This window comes from Acidobacteriota bacterium, assembly GCA_040756905.1.
Classification (GTDB): domain Bacteria; phylum Acidobacteriota; class Aminicenantia; order JBFLYD01; family JBFLYD01; genus JBFLYD01.
Genome location: JBFLYD010000030.1, coordinates 18,668 through 42,035 on the forward strand (window position 1 = coordinate 18,668; position 23,368 = coordinate 42,035).

At 33.1% G+C, this 23,368-nt stretch carries 25 protein-coding genes and 1 pseudogene; 12 read left to right on the forward strand and 14 right to left on the reverse strand.

Annotation, left to right across the window (positions count from 1 at the left end):
• Positions 1–24: 24 nt before the first annotated feature.
• The gene (locus AB1410_04380; GenBank protein ID MEW6455936.1) at positions 25–237 is read left to right on the forward strand and encodes a hypothetical protein; all 213 of its coding nucleotides are present in this window, start codon (positions 25–27) and stop codon (positions 235–237) included.
• Between the two features lie 475 nt (positions 238–712).
• On the opposite strand, the gene AB1410_04385 is transcribed toward AB1410_04380, so the two are convergent.
• A complete protein-coding gene (locus AB1410_04385; protein ID MEW6455937.1) occupies positions 713–1,633 on the reverse strand; it encodes a bifunctional riboflavin kinase/FAD synthetase in 921 nt (306 codons plus the stop codon).
• A 5-nt stretch (positions 1,634–1,638) separates the two neighbouring features.
• Positions 1,639–1,929, reverse strand: coding sequence for a DUF1844 domain-containing protein (locus AB1410_04390; protein ID MEW6455938.1), 291 nt, complete (start codon positions 1,927–1,929; stop codon positions 1,639–1,641).
• A gap of 236 nt (positions 1,930–2,165) precedes the next feature.
• On the opposite strand from AB1410_04390, the gene mazG reads away from it, so the two are divergent.
• Complete coding sequence (mazG, locus tag AB1410_04395; protein ID MEW6455939.1) at positions 2,166–2,930, forward strand: nucleoside triphosphate pyrophosphohydrolase; 765 nt, start codon at positions 2,166–2,168, stop codon at positions 2,928–2,930.
• A gap of 18 nt (positions 2,931–2,948) precedes the next feature.
• On the opposite strand, the gene prfB is transcribed toward mazG, so the two are convergent.
• From prfB to AB1410_04420, 5 genes are all read right to left on the reverse strand, one after another.
• Positions 2,949–4,059, reverse strand: a protein-coding gene (prfB, locus tag AB1410_04400) for a peptide chain release factor 2 (GenBank protein ID MEW6455940.1) whose coding sequence is annotated in 2 segments (ribosomal slippage) — positions 2,949–3,986 and positions 3,988–4,059 — 1,110 coding nt in all. Because the reading frame shifts where the segments join, the coding sequence is not laid out codon by codon here.
• A gap of 135 nt (positions 4,060–4,194) precedes the next feature.
• On the reverse strand, positions 4,195–5,718 hold the full coding sequence (gene lnt / locus AB1410_04405) for an apolipoprotein N-acyltransferase (GenBank protein ID MEW6455941.1): 1,524 nt from the start codon (positions 5,716–5,718) through the stop codon (positions 4,195–4,197).
• Positions 5,719–5,950: 232 nt separating this feature from the next.
• On the reverse strand, positions 5,951–6,481 hold the full coding sequence (locus AB1410_04410; GenBank protein ID MEW6455942.1) for an SPOR domain-containing protein: 531 nt from the start codon (positions 6,479–6,481) through the stop codon (positions 5,951–5,953).
• Positions 6,482–6,514: 33 nt separating this feature from the next.
• On the reverse strand, positions 6,515–7,261 hold the full coding sequence (locus AB1410_04415; GenBank protein MEW6455943.1) for a slipin family protein: 747 nt from the start codon (positions 7,259–7,261) through the stop codon (positions 6,515–6,517).
• Positions 7,262–7,274: 13 nt separating this feature from the next.
• Complete coding sequence (locus tag AB1410_04420) at positions 7,275–8,546, reverse strand: nodulation protein NfeD (protein ID MEW6455944.1); 1,272 nt, start codon at positions 8,544–8,546, stop codon at positions 7,275–7,277.
• A gap of 129 nt (positions 8,547–8,675) precedes the next feature.
• Here AB1410_04420 and AB1410_04425 point away from each other — a divergent pair, with 129 nt between their 5' ends.
• The 7 genes from AB1410_04425 (at position 8,676) to AB1410_04455 (ending at position 15,620) form a co-directional block, all read left to right on the forward strand.
• A complete protein-coding gene (locus tag AB1410_04425; protein MEW6455945.1) occupies positions 8,676–9,659 on the forward strand; it encodes a hypothetical protein in 984 nt (327 codons plus the stop codon).
• 45 nt (positions 9,660–9,704) lie between these two features.
• A complete protein-coding gene (ligA, locus tag AB1410_04430) occupies positions 9,705–11,702 on the forward strand; it encodes an NAD-dependent DNA ligase LigA (GenBank protein ID MEW6455946.1) in 1,998 nt (665 codons plus the stop codon).
• A 21-nt stretch (positions 11,703–11,723) separates the two neighbouring features.
• Entirely contained in the window at positions 11,724–12,566 is an 843-nt protein-coding gene (locus AB1410_04435) for a nitrilase-related carbon-nitrogen hydrolase (GenBank protein MEW6455947.1), read from the forward strand.
• Positions 12,563–13,375, forward strand: a complete 813-nt coding sequence (locus AB1410_04440; protein ID MEW6455948.1) for an NAD+ synthase — start codon at positions 12,563–12,565, stop codon at positions 13,373–13,375. Before AB1410_04435 ends, AB1410_04440 begins: the two co-directional genes overlap by 4 nt.
• A 22-nt stretch (positions 13,376–13,397) precedes the next feature.
• Positions 13,398–14,207: a 16S rRNA (cytidine(1402)-2'-O)-methyltransferase gene (gene rsmI / locus AB1410_04445; protein MEW6455949.1), complete on the forward strand. Its 810-nt coding sequence runs from the start codon at positions 13,398–13,400 to the stop codon at positions 14,205–14,207.
• Positions 14,208–14,271: 64 nt separating this feature from the next.
• Entirely contained in the window at positions 14,272–14,721 is a 450-nt protein-coding gene (locus tag AB1410_04450) for an Hsp20/alpha crystallin family protein (protein ID MEW6455950.1), read from the forward strand.
• Between the two features lie 53 nt (positions 14,722–14,774).
• Positions 14,775–15,620: a zinc metalloprotease HtpX gene (locus AB1410_04455; protein ID MEW6455951.1), complete on the forward strand. Its 846-nt coding sequence runs from the start codon at positions 14,775–14,777 to the stop codon at positions 15,618–15,620.
• A gap of 4 nt (positions 15,621–15,624) precedes the next feature.
• On the opposite strand, the gene AB1410_04460 is transcribed toward AB1410_04455, so the two are convergent.
• The 7 genes and pseudogenes from AB1410_04460 to AB1410_04490 all read right to left on the reverse strand — a co-directional run bounded on the left by AB1410_04460 (position 15,625) and on the right by AB1410_04490 (position 20,146).
• On the reverse strand, positions 15,625–16,386 hold the full coding sequence (locus AB1410_04460) for a ComF family protein (GenBank protein ID MEW6455952.1): 762 nt from the start codon (positions 16,384–16,386) through the stop codon (positions 15,625–15,627).
• Positions 16,356–16,706: a TraR/DksA family transcriptional regulator gene (locus AB1410_04465; protein MEW6455953.1), complete on the reverse strand. Its 351-nt coding sequence runs from the start codon at positions 16,704–16,706 to the stop codon at positions 16,356–16,358. The genes AB1410_04460 and AB1410_04465 overlap by 31 nt, the downstream gene beginning before the upstream one ends.
• A 112-nt stretch (positions 16,707–16,818) precedes the next feature.
• Entirely contained in the window at positions 16,819–17,169 is a 351-nt protein-coding gene (rsfS, locus tag AB1410_04470) for a ribosome silencing factor (GenBank protein MEW6455954.1), read from the reverse strand.
• Between the two features lie 4 nt (positions 17,170–17,173).
• Positions 17,174–17,833 (reverse strand): nicotinate-nucleotide adenylyltransferase, encoded by a 660-nt coding sequence (gene nadD, locus AB1410_04475; protein ID MEW6455955.1) that lies wholly within the window; start codon positions 17,831–17,833, stop codon positions 17,174–17,176.
• Positions 17,823–18,839 carry a GTPase ObgE gene (gene obgE, locus AB1410_04480; protein ID MEW6455956.1) on the reverse strand — a complete coding sequence of 339 codons (1,017 nt, stop codon included), beginning with the start codon at positions 18,837–18,839 and terminating at the stop codon, positions 17,823–17,825. The genes nadD and obgE overlap by 11 nt, the downstream gene beginning before the upstream one ends.
• Before the next feature lie 118 nt (positions 18,840–18,957).
• Positions 18,958–19,260, reverse strand: a pseudogene (rplU, locus tag AB1410_04485) (50S ribosomal protein L21).
• Between the two features lie 544 nt (positions 19,261–19,804).
• Positions 19,805–20,146, reverse strand: coding sequence for a zinc ribbon domain-containing protein (locus AB1410_04490; protein MEW6455957.1), 342 nt, complete (start codon positions 20,144–20,146; stop codon positions 19,805–19,807).
• Positions 20,147–20,217: 71 nt separating this feature from the next.
• Here AB1410_04490 and AB1410_04495 point away from each other — a divergent pair, with 71 nt between their 5' ends.
• From AB1410_04495 to AB1410_04505, 3 genes are all read left to right on the forward strand, one after another.
• Positions 20,218–20,847, forward strand: coding sequence for a TetR/AcrR family transcriptional regulator (locus AB1410_04495; GenBank protein MEW6455958.1), 630 nt, complete (start codon positions 20,218–20,220; stop codon positions 20,845–20,847).
• Positions 20,848–20,862: 15 nt separating this feature from the next.
• Positions 20,863–22,200 carry a TolC family protein gene (locus AB1410_04500; protein MEW6455959.1) on the forward strand — a complete coding sequence of 446 codons (1,338 nt, stop codon included), beginning with the start codon at positions 20,863–20,865 and terminating at the stop codon, positions 22,198–22,200.
• Between the two features lie 14 nt (positions 22,201–22,214).
• A partial coding sequence (locus AB1410_04505; GenBank protein MEW6455960.1) for an efflux RND transporter periplasmic adaptor subunit occupies positions 22,215–23,368 on the forward strand: 1,154 nt, incomplete at its 3' end.

A 23,368-nucleotide genomic window follows, 5' to 3' on the forward strand; every position in this document is an offset into this window, starting at 1 on the left:
TCAATTGATAAAAGGAGAATATCAATGAAAAAAGAGCAACCTTGGCTGGAATGGATAGGTTTAGGGGGTATCATTCTGGGAATTGGACTTATTGTGGTTCGAGCCAGATCTTTAGGAAATGCCATCCTCGACTTGCAGTTTCGTATTCCTCAGGATCCTGTGGCGCTTTTTGGGAATATACTTGCAATCGCTTCTGCCTTTTTTGTGGTTTTGCTCAGGCTCAAGCATCGTAAATAGGGTTGATGGCGTATATAGCTCTACCATGCTTCTTTTCAATATCCTCTTATTTCTATAAAAATATACCATCACTGTGGGTCCCTCCTTTTTGAGCATTAGTGAATCAATGATAAAGCTGGTTTTATGTCTTTTATCTTTTAATCGGAAAGAGGGATAAATTTGACATATTTTCCTTTATTTGTTAATTTTTTTATATGTATTTTTGTTTTAATTGCAGAAGCGAGGTGGTGGTTTCATTTCCAATCAAAAGAGAAGATGTCTGCCCTGTCTGTAATTCATATTTGCGTGTATGTTTGAATTGTCAATTTTATGATCATTTTTCTCACAATGAATGTAAAGAACCTGCAGCTGAGCCTCCATTAAAAAAGGATGTTTTTACTGTTTGTGAATATTTCAAATTTAAAACTTCTTCGAGAGAAGAAATGGATAAAAGGGAAAAGGCATTGAAAGAGTGGGAATCTTTATTCAAAAAAATTTAAAAGTTACGTTTTTTAAAATAATTTTTCGTAATCTTTATATCTTTTGATATTCTAAATCTTAATTCCTCTTCGTTCTGAAATTTAATTTCATCCCTGATTTTTTTTATCAGAAAGATTTCAATTTTTTCGCTATAGAGGTCATTTTCATAGTTAAAAAGATGGGTTTCAATTCCAATCGTGCTTCCTCCAAAGGTAGGAGAGAACCCTATGTTTGTTACAGATGGATAAATTTTTTCTTTAATTTTTACTTCAGAAATAAAGACTCCTTTTGGAATTATCTCATTTTCCGGGATTAAGTTTGCAGTTGGAATTCCCAATCTTTTTCCTCTGGAGTATCCTTTAGAAACATTTCCGATTATCGAGTATGGCCTTCCTAAGTATTTTTTTACTTTTTCGATTTCGCCTTCTTCAATTTTTTTCCTGATTAAAGAAGATGATATCTTTTCTCGATTAATTTTTAAAATTTTTACCTGATTAAGTTGGAAGTTATGAATTTTGCTGTATTTCTCAATCATAGAATAATTGCCTCTTTTGTTTTTTCCAAATGTAAAATCCTTTCCTATGAATAATTCTTTCATTTTCAGGTTTTTTGCCAAAAAATAGATGAAATCTTCCGGTTCTGTCTGAGCTAATCTTTCATTGAAATTAAGAATGATGATTTTATCTATTCCCATGTTTTTTAACATTTCAACCCTCTGGGAAAGTGTTTGGATAAGACGGACTTCGCCTTTGCCCAAGATTTTTTCTGGATGAGGATTAAATGTAATTACAACTGGAATTAAATTTTTCCTTTTTGATGTCAGGAGTAAATTTCTTATTACTCGTTGATGACCTAAATGGATTCCATCAAATATTCCAATTGTTAATGACGTTTCTTTTTCAGGCGTTGATATATTATTTAATTCTTTTATTTCCATTCAATCTATATTTTTATAATATTGGCTTTTTTCAAGTATAACATTCTTAAATTATGGAGAATTGATTCAACAAATTTTTCTTCTTCCTGGATTAAATTGCCTTTTGTCTTCTTCTCAAACAGTTCGATTAAATCGATAAGTCTTTTTGCAAAATTAATATCTTCATCTTTTTCTCCAGAGAGAGGATCTTCCATTTCTCCAAGTTTTATAAGAGCCTGCGTATAGAAAGGAACCAGCAACGATGTGATGTCAAGGGGTGGCATAAATTTATTTGATTTCTTATTTTCTTCTTCCATTATTCCTCCTTCCTATTTTTGGATCAATAGAAATAATAACATTCATTGGCTTTGTTTACAACAGTCTTGAATTAAAGTAGACATGCAAAATTTAGAAGAGCTCCCCATCCTCTTCGATCAGAAGAGGTTGAGTTCTCTCCCTTCCTGCCTATAAAAATTAAGTTAATTTTTACTCTTTAAAAACTTAATTTCCTTATTGAATTAAATTGAAGTGAATTGTAGAATAATTTTGCATAATGAAAGAAGAATTTGAAAAATTAGTTAATATAATAGAAAAACTGAGAAGTCCGGAAGGATGCCCCTGGGATAGAGAGCAGGACGAGTTTTCATTGATTGAATTTATTTTTGAGGAATGCTGGGAAATTATTGATTCTATTAAAGTTAATGATAAAAAATCGCTCAAGGAAGAATTAGGAGACCTACTTCTTCAAGTAGTATTTTTAAGTCAAATTGCAAAAGAAAAGGGAGAATTTGATATTAAAGATGTAATTCGTTCAGCAAATAGGAAGACGATTGAAAGGCATCCCCATGTTTTTGGAACCAAAAAATTAAAAACTTCAGGAGAAGTGCTTGAACACTGGGAAGAATTTAAAAAGCGAAAGGAGAGAAAAAGTTCTATAGTCAACGGCATTCCTGAGAATTTTCCTGCTCTTCTTCAGGCATTCACGTTAGGGGTAAAAGCATCAAGAGTAGGGTTTAATTGGAAAAAACCCGAAGAAGCCCTGGATAAAGTTAAAGAAGAATTGATTGAGTTAAAAAAAGCAATTTTAACAGGTAAAAAAGAAAAATTAGAAGAGGAAATCGGAGATCTTCTTTTTTCCATTTCCAATGTCTCAAGATTAATGAGGATAAACCCAGAGATTGCCCTTAAAATCGTTAATAAGAAATTTATTAAAAGATTTAAATTTATAGAAGAAGAAGCAAAAAAGAGAAAGAAAAAATTAAATGAATATACTCTTCAAGAGATGGATATGTTATGGGAGAAATCTAAAAAAAATTAACCCTAAGATTAATTTAATTTATTTTGATTTTTTATCGAGTATTTTTTTTAAGAGAGAAGCTCTTATTAATTCATCAAGATCTCCATCTAAAACTTTCTGAACATTTCCTATTTCAACTTTTGTTCTGTGGTCTGTAATTTTTTGATAGGGCTGAAGTACATAAGACCGAATTTGATTCCCCCATGCAATTTCTCCCTTTTGTTCTTCGATTTCTTCTATTTTTTCTAATCTTTTTTTCTTCTCAAGTTCGTAAAGTCTTGATTTTAGAATTTTCAATGCAATTTCTCGATTTCGATGTTGAGAGCGTTCATTTTGACACGAGACAACTATGCCTGTGGGTGTATGGGTGATTCTGACAGCAGAATCAGTAACGTTTACGTGCTGACCACCTTTCCCAGACGAACGAAATGTCTCAATTTTAAGGTCGTTTTCGTCTATTTTAACTTCAATATCTTCTTCTATTTCAGGGCAAACAAAAACTGCAGCAAAGGAGGTATGTCGTCTTTTATTTGCATCAAAGGGAGAAATTCTGACAAGTCTGTGCACTCCAGATTCCTGACTGAGATAACCGTATGCATATTTTCCTCCCACTCTGATTGTTACGCTTTTTATTCCAGCTTCTTCTCCGGGAAGTAAATCTACTATTTCTGTTTTAAATCCTTTTTCCTCACAATATCGCAGGTACATCCTCATTAACATTTGTGACCAATCCTGAGATTCAGTTCCTCCTGCGCCTGGATGGATTGTTAAAATTGCATTTTTAAAATCATCCTCCTCATAAAAGAAAGTAATTAGTTCTAAAGAAGCTAACTTTTCTTCCAGATATCGAGTTTCATTTTTTAATTCAGATTCCACATTTTCTCCCTCTTCACCAAGTTCAATAAGGACATCTATATCTTCTATTTTTTTTCCAAAAATTTTAATATTATCAATTTCTTCCTCAAGGTATTTTTTTCTTTTTAAAAGATGATGAGACTTTTTCGGAGCAGTCCATACATCTTCTTTCAAAAGTTCTTGATTTATGTCATTTAATTCTTGCTGTTTTTTTTCTATTTCAAAGAAAATCTCTTAATTTTAAGTATTTTTCTTTGATTTCTGAGATTTTATTCTTTACTTCCATAAAATCCATTACTTCCTCCTTCTATATTATACATTATTATACATTGTACATTGAAATTTTTATTTTTTCTAAGTTAAGTTTGTCAAAGACAGTGGCAAAAATTTTGACAATTCAAGATTTAATCAGGATAGGTTGATTTTTTTATTAACGAAACTTTACTTGCTTCCTTAATATAATAAAAAATATAAATGCAAACAAAGAAATAAGAATGCAGAAATGCGCAAAAACATCGCCATATCTTGTGTAAAAGCTTAAATAACTTATAGGATAAATTTCTGAGACAGCATAACCTTTTTTTTCAAGGTCTATGAGTTTCACAATTTTACCGAAAGGGTCAACTATACCACTTATTCCAGTAGATGCAGCTCTTATTAAAAATCTTCTATTTTCTACTGCTCTCATTCTTGCCATAGCGAAGTGTTGGTAAGGAGCTGATGTTTTTCCAAACCAGGCATCATTTGTTATTGTTACAATGAACACAGCTCCTTTCTTTACAAATCTTCTGACTAAATCTGGGAATATAATTTCATAGCATACAGGAGTGCCGAATTTATTGCCATTTACTTTATGAAGGATAGAATTTTTTCCAGGCGTAAAATCTCCAATTTCTTTTGTGATGCTTTCAAAGAAACCGAGGAACTTTCGCAGAGGGACATACTCACCAAAAGGAACAAGATGAATCTTATCGTAAACAGATTCTACTCCATCTTTTGAAATTAAAAATGAAGAATTATAGAAGTTATTACTGTTATTCTCATATCTGATATCAGTAAATCCAGCTAAAAATGAGACATTTCTATTTTTAGCAAAATCAATCATTATCTTCTTAAAGAAGGAGTTATACCTGATATAGATTGGAACAGAAAATTCAGGCCATACTATTAGTTTTGCATGGTTTTTCGATGAAGCTTCTGAAAGTTCCATATGTTCATTGAATTTTTCAATCAGATTTTTTGAGTCCCAGATAATGTCCTGATTTATATTTCCCTGAATTACTGATACTTTAAATAAACCATTTGTTCTGTAATTAAAACTTGTTGTCGCTATTCCGTATAGAATTGTAAAGAAAATTAAAAGTATTGTGATCAATACATACCATTTTTTCTTTGTGATTAACAATAGAGTAATCGAAGCATTAAAGAGAATTATTAAGAATGATATTCCATATACACCTGTTACTGAGGATATCTGAATCAGGGGAATAAAATCTACCTGAGAATATCCGATCAGATTCCAGGGGAATCCTGTAAAAATGAAACTCATAATATATTCAATTGAGATCCATAGAAATGGTGATAAAATCATAAAATTTGTGCTTATCTTAATGAAAATCGATATAGCTGCAGAGAAGATTGCCCAGAAAAGACTGAGGAGAAGAATTAGTGCCAGGAAAAAAATCGATGACAATACTTTTGACAGGTTTCCATACTTAAACATTACGCTTGGAATCCAATAAAGGGAGATGAGGTAATAAGAAAAGCCATATAAAAACCCAGAAAAAAATGATAGCCTTTTTTTCCTGAAAATTGAGATAAATAATAATGAAACAGAGAACCAGGAAAAGAAAAATAAAGAAAATTTTTCGAAAGAAAGAGATGTAAGAATTCCTGAAGCAATCGGAAGAATAATAAAGATAAGAAATTTTTCTCCAGAATTTTTAATAAGCATAAAACTTTGTTTTCTTATTTTATAATATAATTAATTAAATAAGCTACAAATAAAGAAAAATTTTGTAATATTAATAAAATATACTTTCTTTTTCGATAGACTTAAATATAGGAGATTATCCTCACTCACTTCACAGATTTTTAGATATTCGTCAATATATCGCTCAGGAGATAATCGACCTCTCTATAAAAAAATTCTTGCTCTGCACTTCCTCCTCAATAAAGAAGAAAAGTTACTCTTTAACTTTTTCCCATAATAAAATATATTTAGCTTTGTTTTGTTTTTCTAATTCGTTCTTAACTTTTTCGGCTTCCTCTTTTGATTGGTAACTTCCAATTCTAACTCTGAACACAGGATTTTTTTCTTCTTTTAATGGATCAAGTATTGCTACTTTAAATCCCTTTTTTGAATATTCAGAAGCTAATTTATCAGCCGAGGCTTTTGTACTGAAAGCTCCGATTTGAATAAAATATAATAATTCTGGTTTCAGTTTCTCCTGAGGTAGTGCTTTTTTTACCTCAGGTTTTTTTTCTTCTGGCTTTGCTTGTTCTTTCTGGGGCTCTGGTTTTATAATAACTGGAGGTTTAGTTATTTCTTCGATTTTTTCTTTCGCTAATTTTTTCTCCTGGGCAGAGCTGTATTTTTTCCCAACAGAGACTCCCATTATGAAAATTAAAACTTCAAGACCAAGAACAAGAATTAAGAGAAATATAAGTTTTGGATAGGTAATTTTTACTTCATATTCACCATATTCTTTTCGCATTAAAATTTTTCTCCATCAATCAAAAAATAGGGTTTATTTTTTTTCAGATATAAAAGCTTTCATCAAATCCAGAGGAAGAGGGAATATTATCGTTGAATTTTTTTCAGTTGCTATTTCGGTCAGAGTTTGCAAATATCTCAATTGTATAGTAATTGGGTTCTGGGAAACTATTTCAGCAGCATTATGGAGAGTATTTGATGCCTTATACTCTCCTTCGGCATGGATGATTTTCGCCCTCTTTTCTCTTTCTGCTTCTGCCTGTTTTGCAATTGCCCTTTGCATTTCGACTGGTAAGTCCACATATTTAACCTCAACCCCGATTACTTTTACTCCCCATGGGTCAGTATGTTTATCGATTATATTCTGAAGCGTTAAATTTAATTTTTCTCTTTCTGCCAGGAGTTCATCAAGTTCTGCCTGACCTAAAACTGATCTTAAAGTCGTTTGAGAAATCTGGGAAGTGGCGTAAAGAAAATCTTGAACCTCAACAACAGCTTTATTTGGGTCAATAACTCTAAAATAAACCACTGCGTTCACTTTAACTGATACATTATCTCTTGTTATGAGATCCTGAGCTGGGACATCCAATACAACAGTTCTCAGAGAGACTCTTACCATTTTATCGATTGGGGCAAAAACAAGGATAATTCCAGGACCTTTTGGTCTGGGAAGTAATCTCCCAAGTCTGAAAATTACTCCTCTTTCGTATTCTCTTAAAATTTTGATGGAGTTTAAAATGTAAAGAAGTATTATCCCGAGAATAATTAAAATTGGGCTCATTTAATTCCTCCTTTTATTCTTCAAATTTTTCAACTACTAATTTAAGTCCATTTATTTTTTTTACTATTATTTTTGAACCTTTTAAAATTTTTTGATATGAACATGCATCCCAGATTTCTCCGTGGATGAAAGTTTTTCCTGATTCTCCAATATCTGTTAAAGCTTCTCCAATTTCTCCTACCATTCCCTGTTCTCCTGTGAATACTTTTTTTCTATGGGTTTTAATTGCTAAATAGAGGAGGAAAATAAAAATGAGAGAGATTCCTATTGCGACAGGGAAAATCAAACTCAATTCAGGTTTCATTTCTGGAATCGGTGCATTGAAAAGCATTAATGAGCCGAATATCATTGCTATTACTCCTCCTATTCCAAGAACTCCATAACTCTGGATCTTGACTTCTGCGATAAAAAGTCCAAGGCTGAGCAGGATCAAAAGTAGACCCACATAATTTATTGGAAGAATTTGGAATGAAAAAAAGGCCAGAAGAAGACATATTCCACCAAGGACCCCTGGGAATATAGCTCCAGGATTACTCAATTCAAAATATATACCAAGCATTCCGAGTATCAGAAGGATATAAGCAAGGTTCGGATTTGAAATAATACTTAAAATTTTTTGCCTGGCTGACATTGGAACTTCTTTTTTTTCGGCATTTTTTATCCTTAGCAAGACTTCTTTTCCGCTGAATTTTTTTATTTTTTTGTTGTGGAGCTTATCTTTTATTTCATCAGGAGAATTTGCTATAAAATCAATCAATCCACCTTTTAAAGCTTCCTCTTCAGTATATGACTGACTGGTCTTTACAGCTTCCTCTGACATTTTTATGTTTCTTCCTCTCTTTGAGGCAAGACTTTTTGCATATGAAATTGCATCATTTGTAATTTTGTCACTCATAACAGGATCTATTTTCTCGCCTGTTGCTGATACAGGATGGGCAGCTCCTATTGATGTTCCCGATGACATGATAGCTATATCAGAGGCAAGAGTAATAAAAAAACCTGCAGACCCAGCCCTCGCTCCAGGAGGACAAACCCACACTGCAACAGGTGTTTCAGAATTGAGAATCTTTTGAATAATCTCTCTCATTGAGATATCAAGGCCACCAGGAGTATCGAGCTTTATTATCAATAGCTCAGCTTTTTCTTTATCAGCTTTTGCGATTGAATTACATATATATTCAGAGGAAACGGGGTGGATGGGCTGGCTTACTTCAATTATTATAATGGAAGAGAAGAGATAAACATGGGTCAAAGAAATAATAAATACAAAAAAAATTTTTTTCATTCTAAGAAATTTTAATCATTTATCTTAAAATAAGTCAAGTTAATAAAAATAATATGGAGCCTTAAAAAACTTGACAAGAAATTTATGAAAATATATTATTCTTTCGTTAATTACAGTATGAGGTGATTTATGATTAAGAAGCGATTAACAATCTTATTATTTATTTTCTATCTGGTAATGCCATCTATGGCTCAAACGACAATAGAAGAAGACGCATACAAATTGTTCATCAAGGCCATTCAGGAAAAAAATCTATCGAAGAGAATTGAAATTTTTAACGAATATCTCAACAACTATGCAAAATTGGGTTTGATGTATGATAAATTTGTTTATATGAATTTAGCGTTTACTTATAATGATCTCCGTAGATTTGATAAGGTTGTAGAATCTGGAGAAAAAGCCCTTTCTTTTTCAGATTTGGGAAATATGGAGAGAGCAAATTTGCTCAATGTTGTAGCTGGGGCATATGCTGAATTGAATAAGAATTTAGAAAAGGCTTTGAATTATTCCAAAACAGCTATTCAGATTGCTTCGAATAGTTTAAAAGTAGAGTCCCAGGCTAATAAACCAGAAGAATGGAAAAAAGTTTTAGGAGCAGGGCATTTTGTAGAGGGCTCAATTTATTTTAAAAGGAAAGAATATAAAAATGGACTCGACTCTTGGACAAAAGCTTATAAAGAACTCAGAGCTCCTGAAATAATAAAGGAAATTAGAAAGAATGGAAAAAGTTTTTATGCCGATAAAAAATTTGGTGAGGCTGAGATGTTTTTTAGAACCTCCTATGAGCTCTCCAAAGACCCTGAATGTGCCTATTGGTATGGAAAAACCAATTACCAATTAAGTCATAAATCAGAGGCATTGGAGTATTTTAAAATTGCTTATTCAAAGAAGAAAGATTCAGAAATTGCTTACAATATAGGAATATTACTTTTGCAGGCTAATAGGCCTGACGAAGCTTTTAATTATCTAAGTGAAGCTTCGGTTTTGAATAACAGTAAATTTTCAGGTGATGCAAGAAAACTCCTTGAAAGCGAGTATTTCAAGAAGTTTGGAAATATTGATGGCATTCCGAAGCTTCTTGAAGATGCCAAGAAGAGGCTCGGAATAAGTTGAGAGAATAAATAGTTCAGTTATTAGTTAGCATTAGAAATTTTTATAATGCTTCAGAAAGAATCAGCAAAAAAAAGAATCTTTGAATTACGAGAATTGATCAGATATCACGAAAAAAAATATTATGTAGAAAATAATCCGGAAATTTCTGATTATGAGTTTGACCAGCTCTTAAAAGAATTAGAAAGATTAGAGTCTTTATACCCTGAGTTGAGTACGCCAGACTCTCCAACCCAGAGAGTAGGAGGTGAACCAGCAGAAGGCTTTCCAACAGTCAGACATGAAATTCCGATGCTTAGCCTTGATAATACCTATACTTATGAAGAGCTTAAAGAATTTCATAATAGGGTAAAAAAAGGACTGCCAGGGCAGGAAATAAACTATGTGACAGAACTTAAGATCGATGGCCTGAGTATATCAATTACATATGAAAATGGAAAATTATTAAGAGGTGTAACAAGAGGAGATGGAGAGAAAGGCGAGGATGTTACTCTGAATGTTAGAACGATAAGAAGTATTCCTCTGTATATAAAAGAAAAAGGAAAGGTAGAGGTAAGGGGTGAAGTATATCTTCCAATTAAATCTTTTGAAAAGCTAAATCAGGAAAGAGAGAAAAAAGAAGAGCTTCTTTTTGCAAACCCGAGAAATGCCGCAGCTGGATCGATGAGAACTTTGGACCCGAGAGAGGTAGCTGGAAGAGGATTGGATAGTTTTATTTACTATATATTTAAAGATGGAAAAGAGCTCAGGAATTCCCACTGGGAGAATATTTTAATGTTAAGAGAATTAGGTTTTAAAACAAATCCCCACGCTCGTTTTTGTAAAGATATTGAGGATGTTATAGCATTCTGTGAAGAATGGGCTGAAAAAAAAGATAAGATTGATTATGATATAGATGGAGTAGTAGTAAAAGTTAATTCCATAAGTCAACAAAAGGCACTTGGTGCGACATCTAAGTTTCCAAGATGGGCTATTTCGTATAAATATCCACCAAAACAGGCTACTACCAGGATAAGAGATATTGTAGTTCAGGTAGGAAGAACAGGAGCATTGACTCCAGTTGCTCTATTTGACCCTGTAGAACTTTCGGGCTCAACAATTTCTCGTGCCACACTTCACAATGAGGATGAGATTAAAAGAAAAGATATAAGGATTGGAGATACTGTATTGATTGAAAAAGCAGGAGAAGTTATTCCTCATGTGGTAACTGTGATTAAGGAGAAAAGAAAAGGGGATGAAAAAATTTTTCATATGCCTAAGAAATGTCCTGTTTGTAGTGGCGAGACTTTTAGACCCGAAGGAGAGGCAGTTTCGAGATGTCTTAATGTTTCATGTCCAGCAAAAATAAAAGAATCAATTCTTCACTTTGCCTCGAGAGATGCTATGAATATCGAAGGCCTGGGTGAAGCTCTGGTGGATCAGCTGATAAATAAAGGACTTGTAAAGAAATTATCAGACATTTATAGATTAAAGTATGAGGATCTTGTAGAACTTGAGAGAATGGGTCCGAAAAGTTCTCAAAATTTACTTGATGAGGTAGAAAAAAGTAAAAAAAATGACCTTGCAAGGCTTTTATTTGCGCTGGGAATAAGGTATGTGGGTGAGCATATAGCTGAAGTATTGGCAAATAATTTTGAAGATATTGAAGAACTGATAAAAGCTGATGAAGAGGGCCTTCTTAATATAAGGGAAATAGGAGAAAAGGTTGCTACAAGTATTGTTTTATTCTTTTCTCAAAAGGAAAATCTGGAGCTTATTAAGAAACTTAAAAGTTTTGGAATAAATATGCGCTCTGTAGAAAAAATCCAGATAAAAGATACTCTAAAGGGAAAATCATTTATTATTACTGGAGCTTTATCAAAATATACAAGAGAAGAAGCAAAAAATTTGATTGAGAGATACGGAGGTAAAGTTGTTTCTTCCATAAGCTCAAAAACAGATTTTTTGATTGTCGGGAAAGAGCCTGGCTCAAAATTTGAGAAGGCAAAAGAGCTTGGAATAAAAATGCTGTATGAGGAAGAGTTTTTGAAATTAATCGAAGAATAGCATTTGTGTTATTTTTTTAATATGAGAATATACATTTCGCAGAATTCATCTTTTTTAGGTGATGTAAAGAGAAATTGGGAGAGGGATCTCTCAAACATTGAAAAGGCAATAGAAAAAAAAGCGGATCTGATAATATTTCCTGAGCTGAGCATAACTGGATATTCACTCCAGGATCTTGTCCAGGATGTAGCATTGGAATTAAAAAAAATGAAAATAGAGGAGAAACTTAAGGAATTAAGTAAAAAAATATCAATAATAACAGGGTATGTCGAAGAGGAGAGTAAAGGGTTATTTTATAATTCAGCCTTATTTTTTAGTGAGGGCGAAGTTATTCATAAGCATAAAAAAGTTTATCTTCCCAACTTCGGGCTTTTTGATGAAAAGAAATTTTTTGCTGGAGGGAAAAATTTTAAGACTTTTAACACAAAATTTGGGAAGTTTGGCTTATTGATATGCAGGGATTTTTTCCATATTTCTTCATCCTATGTGTTATTTTTAGGGAATGTTGATTATTTGGTGGTCATTTCTGCTTCTCCATCAAGGCAGATTAAGGAAGACCCCTCATTTGTATCAACGGAGAGCTGGGAGCTTATTGGAAAGGTAGTCTCAAAATTTTTTACTACATATGTAATGTATGTCAATAGAGTAGGTTTTGAAGATGGGCTTGGATTCAGTGGCGGCTCCTACATTTATGACCCATTTGGAAACTTGGCCTGGAAAGCCCCTTACCTTGAAGAACATTTCGAAATAAAGGAGATAAATCCCCTTGATCTAAGGAGAGCAAGAGTAATAGCCACGTACAGAAGGGATGAGATGCCAGAAATAATTTATTTTGAAGTTGAGAGATTGATAAAGGAGAGATGAGACTTAATCAAGATTTACTCAAGAAATTTCTTGTAAAATTCATAAGGGAAGAATTGACAAAATTTGGTTTTGATAAAGGGATACTGGGGCTTTCAGGGGGAGTAGATTCTACAGTGGCTGCCTTTCTTACAAGTGAAGCATTGGGAAGAGAAAATACCATTGCATTAATAATGCCTTACAAGGAATCAGAAAAAAGTAGCGTTAAGGATGCAGTTATGCTGGCAGAATCGAAAGGAATTAGATATAAAATTATTGAAATAACTCCAATGATTGATGTTTATTTCAGAGATAACTTCATAGAAAATAGGATAATAAAGGGAAATAAAATGGCGAGAGAAAGGATGTCAATTCTTTACGATTATTCTGCGAGAGAGAAGGCCCTTGTTATCGGAACGAGTAATAAAACTGAACTTCTCCTTGGTTATGGAACTCTTTGGGGGGATATGGTTTCAGCAGTAAATCCATTAGGAGATTTATATAAAACACAGGTCTTAGAGCTGGCAGAGTATTTAAAAATTCCAGAAAAAATTTTGAAGAAAATTCCATCAGCTGATTTATGGGTAGGTCAGACAGATGAAGATGAACTGGGAATGTCTTATCAGGAAATGGATAAAATATTGTATCTATTAGTGGATGAAAGAAAAAGCGCAGAAGAGATAAAAAATTCGGGTTTTTCAGAGGAAAAAATTTTTTATATCTTAGAAAAAATAAGGGATACCCAGTTTAAGAGGAGATTACCTGTAATCCCGAAGTTATCCTCCAGAACACTCAGTTTAGATTTTTTGTATTTTCGTGATTGGGGGAGATAAATAAAATAAATAAAATTCGAATATGAAAATCAATGGTGTTGAGAAAAGCAGAAAAGGTGTATTATATATCGTTGCAACCCCTATTGGAAACCTTGAGGATATCACATTAAGAGCTCTTAGAATATTGAGGTCAGTTTCGTTAATTGCATGCGAGGATACAAGAGAGACAAGTAAAATCTTAACTAAATATAAAATAAGGAAGAAATTGTTAAGCTATTACAGACCAAAAGAGTCTCAAAAAATACCTTACATTTTAAACATTCTAAAGAACGGAGAAGACGTTGCTTTGGTCACAGATTCAGGAACACCTGGGATTTCTGATCCTGGATACCTTTTGATAAAAAGGGTTATAAATGAAGAAATTCAAGTAATTCCTGTACCTGGAGCATCTTCAATCATGGCAGGACTTATGGCTTCAGGATTGAATACATCATCGTTTAAGTTTGTTGGGTTTCCCCCAAAAGGAGAGAAAAGAATAAAAAAATTTTTAGAAAGATTAAAATATGAGAGATCCCCGTTAATTTTTTTTGATAACCCGAAAAGAGTAAAAAATTTTATAAATATGTTGAAAGACTCTCTCGGAGAAAGGGACATAGTGGTGGCAAGAGAGGTAACAAAAATAAATGAAGAATTCATAAGGGGAAGGGTGAGCGAAGTTCTAAAGAATGAGAAGTTGGAAAATTTGAAAGGAGAGGTTTCGATTATAGTGGAAGGTTATAAGAAAAAAGGGCATCAGGAAGAGTTTAAAGAGATAGTAAAAAGAAACTTAAAAAGAGTTATAAAGGAATACGGCATCCCAAAGAAAATTATAAAAGAAATTTTGAGAACTTAACAAAATTATAATCATATATTATATATATATAGAGAGACTAAAATTTATAGGAGGTAAAAGAAAAATGACAATAACAAGATGGGATCCCTGGAGAGACCTTATAACTCTTCAGGAGAAAATGAATAAATTGTTTGAAGATAGTTTATTAAGAAGTAAATTTGGTGAGGAAGGCCTTATGACCGGCACATGGAATCCCCCAGTGGATATTTATGAAACCGAGAATAGCGTTGTTTTAACCGCTGAGATACCTGGGGTTAACGAGAAAGATATTGAAGTCAAACTCGAGAACAACCAGCTGTCCATAAAAGGTGAGAGGAAATTTGAAAAAGAAACGAAAGAGGAAAATTATCACAGAATTGAAAGATCCTACGGAAGCTTTTATAGAAGTTTTACCATTCCCAATGCCATTGACCAAGATAAAATATCTGCTGAATACAAAAACGGCATTCTGAAGGTTACGATGCAGAAAAAAGAGGAAGTTAAGCCAAAATCCATTAAAATTAACATAGAATAATGAGCCTTAAATAGTGAAGAAAAAAATTTATAAAAACAAGGAGGTAATGAAAGGTGAATAATCTCAAAACAGTTATATTGTTAGGACTGTTAACAGGTTTGCTTATTTTTATAGGAGATTTAGCAGGCGGAAGAAGTGGAATGCTAATAGCTTTAATTTTTGCAGGAATTTTGAACTTCGGTTCCCTTTGGTTCTCCGATAAAATAATACTTTCAATGTATAAAGCAAAAGAGGTTAATTCTTCGAGATTCCCTATTCTCCATGGAATAGTTGAAGAATTAAGCAGAAGAGCAGGGATACCAAAACCAAAAGTTTATCTTATTCCATCTCAATCTCCAAATGCTTTTGCTACAGGCAGAAGTCCTCGTAAAGGAGCAGTTGCAGTAACTGAAGGGCTTTTAAAGATAATGGAAGAAGAAGAATTGAGAGGAGTTTTATCCCATGAGGTTTCTCATATAAAGAATCGAGATACATTTGTAAGTGCAGTTGCAGCAACTCTTGCAGGGGCAATTATGTTTTTAGCTCGCCAGTTGCAATGGTTGTTTCTTTTTTATGGAGTAGGAGATAGAGATAGAAGAGAAGGAGGAGGTTTGGGGCTTATATTTACTCTGATATTAGCTCCTATTGCAGCTCTACTAATTCAGATGGCAATATCCAGATCAAGAGAGTATAAAGCAGATGAATCAGGTGCAAGAATTTCAGGTACTCCTCTGGCTCTTGCATCTGCCCTTGAAAAATTAACATTGTATTCAAAGAGAATCCCCATGAAAGTAGAGCCATCCACATCCCATATGTTTATTGTCTCTCCCCTTCGAGGTGAATCAATTTTCTCTCTGTTCAGTACGCATCCACCTGTTGAAAAGAGAATTATGAAACTAAGAGAATTAGCAAGATTATAAGAATTTATAAGGAGCGGGCAAGAGTAATGATAGAAATGCTTTTAGGGTTTCCTTTTAATAAAGTTTTTGCACATTCAAAAATGGTAGAGCCTGTAGTATATACATCATCAACCAGTAATATGTTTTTATCTTTTATAACTTCTGCATTTTTCAACTGAAAGGCTCCATGAATATTTCTCTTTCTTTCGTTAAAATCTATTAAAGTTTGGGGAATCGTATTTTTTCTCTTTACTAGAACATCATTTAAAATTTTTTTGTTTACCATTCTATTGATTTCTTTTGAAATTAATTCTGACTGGTTGAATCCTCTTTCCTTCAATCTTTTTTTATGGAGAGGAACTGGAATGATGAAATCTATCTCTGAGAAATTTATATCAATTTTTGTAGAATTATAAAGGAATAATGCCAGTTTACCTCCCAAAGATTTAATCTTTCTGAATTTAAAAAGGAGAATCAGTTCCTTGAGTGTTCCGTCATATAACCCAGCTGATCTGTGAATTTTAAATGGTGGTTTTTCTTTCAGGCAATCACTGCAGAAATGGAAACTGTAAGGAGCTCTGAAAGGCTTTCCACATAAGATACAGCAAGGGCCCCTGAAAGGCTTTAGATTCTGATAGCAATTATTACAGATAGCTTTTTCATAATAATTCCCTAAAGGAGAATTGCATATCTTGCATTTTGATGGATATACTAATATTTCAATTAGATTGAGAAAATTTATAAGATAATGTTTTATTACTTGGATTTTTCGATTTTTTCCTGGCATTCAATGCAATATTTTGCCCAGGGAAGAGCTTCCAAGCGCTTTTCACCTATTGCGGTTCCACAAGAAAGGCAATACCCAAAACTACCTCTTTCAATCCTTTTCAGAGCTTCTTCAATCTGGGTGAGTAGCTCTCTCTCAGAATTGGAAAGACTGTATAAAAATTCTTTTGAATATGCTGAAGATGCTTTATCAGCTTGATCCTGAGTATCATCATAATCTGTTAACTTTCCTATCTCTTCACTTTGTGTTAGATTTCTAATTATTTCTTCCCTCTTTGTTAACAGTCTTTTTCTGAATAATTCCAGTCTTTTTTTTGGCATAAATTACCTCTGCTAACTTTACAGAACTTCGATTATAAATGAAATATTTTTTTTTGACAATAATATTTTTGACGATTTTTATCCTTATGAGATTTAATTTATTTTTAAAAATTTAAAATTCATATTTTTTTGCATCTGTCCAGAGACTTTCTAAAGAATAATAATCTCTTGATTTATCCGAAAAAATGTGAACAATAAAATCTCCATAATCGAGAAGAATCCACTCAAGATTTTCAAGCCCTTCTACATGATGCGGCCATCTTTTTAGCTTAGCCAGGTTTTCTTCTATGGATTGATAAATCGCTAAATTCTGTCTTGAAGAGTTTCCTGTCGTTATTATGAAATAATCGGTGAATGTGACCAATTTTCTCAGGTCAAGAACTATGATGTCCTCTCCTTTTCTTTCTGATATGGTTGAAATTGTAATTTTGATAGGCTTTGGAAGTCTTTTATTAATATCCAATTTTCTAAACCTCCGAGTATAAATTATTTTTTATTATATAACTTTCAACTTCATCAGGAACAAGATATTTTATAGATAATTTTTTCCTGACTTTTTCTCTGATTTCCGTAGAAGATATGTTAAGGGAATCCATTGTAAAAATATATATTGCAGGATATATTTCATTTTTCGATTCAAATTTTTCATTTTCTTGAAAGAATTTTATTTCTAACCCCTTTTCTTTATTAAGAATTCTCAGGATATTATTTTTTTCATAACCGGGTCTGCTCAATATTAGAAAAGAACATGATTTAATTACAGTTTTGTAATCTTTCCAGGTTTCTATGAGGGAAAAGGCATCGTCTCCGATGAGAAAATAAAATCTGTCCTCTGGGAAGTTCTCTTGGAGTTTGTTCAGAGTGTCTATAGTATAAGAGATTCCGCCCCTTTCTATTTCTAAAGATGATGGAATGAAATGGGCGTTGGAATGGATAGCAAGGGAAACCATAATAAACCTATCTAAAGGAGGAGAGATTTTCTCTGTTTCTTTGTGAGGAGGTAAGTAAGATGGGATGAAAATTATTCTGTCAAGAGAGAAACATTTTCTTGATACCTCAGCAGCCCTTAAGTGTCCTAAGTGAATAGGGTCAAATGTGCCACTAAATATACCTGTTCTATTTCCCATTCTTGGTAGATAATTTAGATAAAACTTCCCACATTTTTTCCTTTAATTCTTTAAGTCCTAATTCTTTCAATGCCGATATTGGAAAAAATTCAATTTTTTTTTCAACAAAATATTCTTCTATTTTTTTAATTATACTATTTTGTTCCATTATGTCAATTTTATTTAATGCAACTATTCTGGGTTTGTAAGAGAAAGAGTTATCATAAAATCTGATTTCATTTTTAAGAATTTCAAACTGATTTGTGATATCTTTAAAATCAGATGATGAGCCATCTAAAAGAAAAAGAAGAAGTTTTGTTCTCTCGATATGGCTTAAAAACTTAATTCCTAATCCTTTTCCCAAATGGGCTCCTTCAATCAGCCCTGGGATATCTGCTATTATATAGCTTCTTTCATAATCAAGATCAACAACACCAAGATGGGGGGTGAGAGTAGTAAAAGGATAATCTGCAATTAAAGGCTTTGCAGCTGAGACTTTCGAAAGAAGAGTGGATTTCCCTGCATTGGGTTTTCCAACAATTCCAACATCTGCAATTAATTTCAGCTCCAATAAAATTTCTCTTTTTTCACCTTCTTTGCCTTCTTCTCTTATCTTTGGAGCTCTTTTTATAGAAGTAATAAATGATGCATTTCCTCTTCCTCCTTTTCCTCCCTTTGCAGCTAAAAATATAAGATTAGGAGAAATAAAATCAAATATTATCTCATCTGTTTCAGCGTCTTTTATTATTGTTCCAACAGGAACTTTTAAATACATATCTTTTCCATTTTTACCTTTTTTATTTGACCCCTTTCCATGGGCTCCTCTTTCTGATTTGATTAATGGATTGAACCTGAAAAAGGTGAGAGATTTTATACCACGGTCACTTATAAGGTAAATATCTCCTCCATCTCCTCCATCTCCTCCATCTGGACCACCTTTTGGAACATATTTTTCCCGCCTGAATGAAACACATCCATTTCCCCCATTTCCAGCTTCTAATCTAATTTTTACTTTATCAACAAACATTAAGGGAGGGCTGATATTTTAAAAAGAAGGGCTTCCACCAGATTTTTTATGAGCCATTTCTCACCTCAGATGATGTTTCATCATTTTCTTTTGGTTTGCGCCCTCTTTTTTTGATTAAAATCTTTTCTATTTTTATTTCTGAAAGATATTGTCTATGGCCTGTTTTTTTCTTGTAATGTTTCCTTTTTTTCTTTTTAAAGACGATAATTTTTTTGTCCCTTAGATTTTTTAAAACAACAGCTTCAACTTTAGCACCCAAAACTATTGGATTTCCGATTAAGAGTTTCTCCTCTTCTTTTAACAGGGCTATATCTTCAAATATAATTTTTTCTCCTTCTTTTTTATTCAGCTTTTCTACCCGAATGATATCCCCTTCTTTAACTTTTATCTGTTTTCCACCCATTCTTATTATAGCAAACATTATTCCCTCATTTTCTTGAAATTAAAATATTTATTTATCATATTGAAGGTATTATTGTCAAACAGAGGTCGACATTTCCTTCGCTCAGAATATGATTATCCTCATACTTTATACAGTGACCAGCAAGGGTGACTTCGTCCCGCACTAACTTATTATTACCTAATACAAACGCATTGAATAAATTGTAGGGCAACCCTTTAGAGCCTGCCCCGAACCTTGCCCTGAACTTGTTTCATGGGTTGATTCGGGGGTTGCTTAATGCAAGGCTAAAGCCTTGCCCTACATGTAACAATATTTTATGCGTTTGCTATAAATTAAGGAATTCATAATATCTCTACTCCCATCACTTAATTTTTTTGGAATAAATATAGTTAGTGCGGGAGCACTCATGTTTCGCTCCCCCTCACTTATCCCGCTACGCATTTGTGACGGTTTTCAGGAACCTTCGGTTTCTCCGCCACCCTTCCTGCTCACTTTTCTTCTTTTCAGATTTTAATCCCTTTCGATATATCGCTCGGGAAATGGTCGACCTCATATTTCTTGGTCAACTTTCCTGATTGGATTCCTTCTTTTCCTCTTTAGAGGCTTCTTCCATAGCTTCCTCAATTTCATTGCCAAAATCTTCTCCCATTTCTTTACCCATTTTCTTCATCCATTTGGCTATGCTTTTTGGATCTCTTTCATCGAAATCTGAAAATTTTGATGGGTCAGCAAGGCTCTCGAGTCTGCTCTCTTCAGACCTGATCACAGCTACTCTTGATATTATTTTTTTCATGTTTGAACTTCCACAGGATTTACATCTTATCTCTGGTAAATTGTTTATATTGAGGATTAAAAAGGAAGATTTTTTGTTGCAGTCTTCACATTTATACTCATAAATAGGCATTTTTGCTCCTAAAATATAATTATTTTAAAAAATCCTTGACAAAAATGTAAAGGTTTTATAATATAGAAACTATGAAAACAAAAAAAGTTTATAAAGTTTCCAAATATAATCAACATAAAGAAAAGATATTGGAGTTGAGCCAGGAAATTCTTTTCAAAAAAGGTTATTCTGGATTGAAGGTAGATGAATTAGCTAAGGAATTATCGATGAGCAAAAAAACAATTTATAAAATATTTGCCAGCAAAGAGGAAATAGTTAAGAATATGATTAAGAGGTTTTTGATTAGGATTGACAGGGAAGTATCCCACATAGTTAAAAGCTACGATGATCCATTACAGAGGCTTCAGCAAATTATCTATTACATGGGAAATGAACTCTCTAAGATTGAAAAACCATATTTCGATTTAAAAAAGGTATTGCCATCTCTGTGGAAAGAAACAGAAGATTTCAGAGAGAAAAAATTTAAATATCTGCATGATATTTTAAAAGAAGGGAAAGAAAAAGGGTGGATAAGGAATGATGTAAATTTAGAAATTGCTCTTTTAATGTACATTGGAGCTGTGAGGTATGTTACAGATCCGGAAGTTGTATTAAATCAATCCTTTTCGCTAAAAGAAATTGTAGAAAATGTTATAAAAATATTTTTTGAAGGAATTTTAAGCAACGGAGTTCGTATAAATAAATATAGAGAAAGAAATTGAAGGAGGAAATGCGAAATGACAAGATTTGTTTTGATGGTTTTAGTGTTAAAAATCTTTAGCTATTCTCTTTATGCCCAGGAAGTAATTGAGTTGACCTTGGAAAGAAGCCTGAAGATTGCCCTTGAGAACAACCCCAATTACATTGCCTCTTTAAAAAGAGTTGATGAGGCAAAAGGGAAAAGATGGGAAGCAATTTCAGAATTGCTACCAGCATTAGATTTAAGAGAAACCACAACTCTTCGAGAAAAAGTTATTGAAGTGGAAATACCAGCATTTTTTCCAGGTCAGAGACCAACAAAAGCCAGGTTCGACTTCACAAAAGACTACGAATTCAATCTATTTTTTACTCAACCGATTTATACCGGAGGAAAGTTAGCGGCAAATCTAAAACAGAGCATTTATAATTTTAAATTGAATGAAGAAATTGAGAATCAAACAAAGCAAACTTTAATTTTCGAGATAAAACGAACCTTCTATGGATACTTGGTTGCACAGGAATTATTGAAGTTTTCCCAGGAAGCCCTTGAACTTGGAGAGAAACATCTTGAGAGAACAAAAGTTTTATATGAACAGGGTATCGCATCAAAGCTTGATTTGATGAGAGCAGAAGTTCAGGTTGCGAACCTGAAGCCTCAAAAAATCAAAGCTGAAAATAATTTAAAGCTTGTTGAAATTTCTTTAAAAAACTTACTGGGATTAGACCCGAAAATACCCATAAAGATAAAGGGGTCCCTTGAACATAGAGATATTCAGCTCGATTCTCAAAATATTTTAAAGAAAGCCATTGAAAAGAGACCAGAGTTAAATCAACTCCGATACCAAAGAGGGATAGGAGAACAGATTCTAAAAATAGCAAAAGCTTCTTATATTCCAAATTTCTCAATAGTAGGGAGCTTTAATTACAGAATGGATAGATTAACATTGAATAGAAAAGTCTGGGATGAGTACTATTCTGTAAATCTTGTTCTTACCTATCCTATCTTCGCTGGCGTCTCAAGAGAGGCAAAAATAATGCAGAGTAAGGCTATTCTTGAGAGAATTGATTATACTTATAAAGCTGTTGAGGATGCTGTAAGAATAGAAATTGAAGAAGCTCTTTTGAATTTAAAGGAAGCAAAGGAGATTATAGAATCTCAGGAGAGAAACATTGAACAGGCCAAAGAAAGTGTCAGGATTGCAGAACTTAATTACGAAGAAGGCTTGGTAACATCCCTTGAAGTTTTAACTGCTCATCAGGCTTTGACTCAAGCAGAAATGAATTTATCTCAGGCTCTTTATTCCTGGTTAGTCGCTTCAGCAAAGCTTGAAAGAGCAACAGGAATTCCTTTGGAAGAATTAGAAAAAATTGGCTGAAAGGAGAGATGGCAATGAAAATTAAGAAATCAATCATATTTTCAATAACAATTTCGACATTATTTTTAATTATAAGCTGTAACAAGTCAGCAAAAAAAACAGAAAATGATGAATCTCCAGCTTATTTTAATGTCAGAGTAGAAAAAGTTATTAAGGGGACGATTAAAAAAACTCTCTCATTTACCGGAACTGTAGAACCAGAAGAGAAAGTTACTATAATTCCTGATATCGGAGGAAAGATTCATAGAATATATGTAAAGGAGGGTGACAGAGTTAAACAAGGACAGGTACTTGCTGAGCTCGATACAAGACACATACGTCTTCAACTGGAGCAGGCAAAAGCAGCTCTTGATGTTGCAGAAGCAAATTTTAAAGATGCTGAAAGAAATTTAGAAAGAATGAATAAACTGAAGAGTGAAAATGCAGTATCAGATCAGCAATTTGAAAAAGTAAGACTTGTCTATGAAGGAGCTTCATCCCAGCTTCAGCAGACAAAAGCAGCTTTGAATCTTGCTCAATATCAGCTTGATGTTTCCATAATGAAAGCTCCATTTGATGGAATTGTTTCGATGAAGATAGCTGATGAAGGAGATGTGATAAATCCGATGATGGCAGGTTTTGGTGGAAGAGGAGGGGTGTTAGTGGTTATGAATTTTTCCAAGGTAAAAATAAATTTAGATGTTTCAGATAGAGAAATAAAAGAAATTAAAAAAGGAGATGAAACTGTTGTCAAGATTGATACATATCCTGAGAAAGAGTTTATAGGAAAAGTTTCTATAGTAAACTTAACTGCTGATCCACTGACAAAGACTTTTAATGTTCAAGTTGAAATCCCAAATAAAGAGCTATTTTTAAAACCAGGTGTTTTTGCAAAGGTTACAATTATCACTAAAGAGAAAGACAATGTTCTTGTCTTGAATAAGAAAGCTTTAATTGAAGGAAAGTATGTGTTTGTTGTGAAAGAAAATAGAGCTGAAAAAAGAGAAGTGCTTACAGGACTTGAGAGCGAAGATTTTGTTGAACTATTAAAAGGTATTGGTGAGTGTATATTCCGATCCAAAGTGGCCATCGATTCCGATTCAAACCGGCCACTGATTCTGATTGAAAGTGGCCACCCATTCCGATTTATTCCGGCCACTTTTTCGATGAAATCAGAATTTGAAAAAGT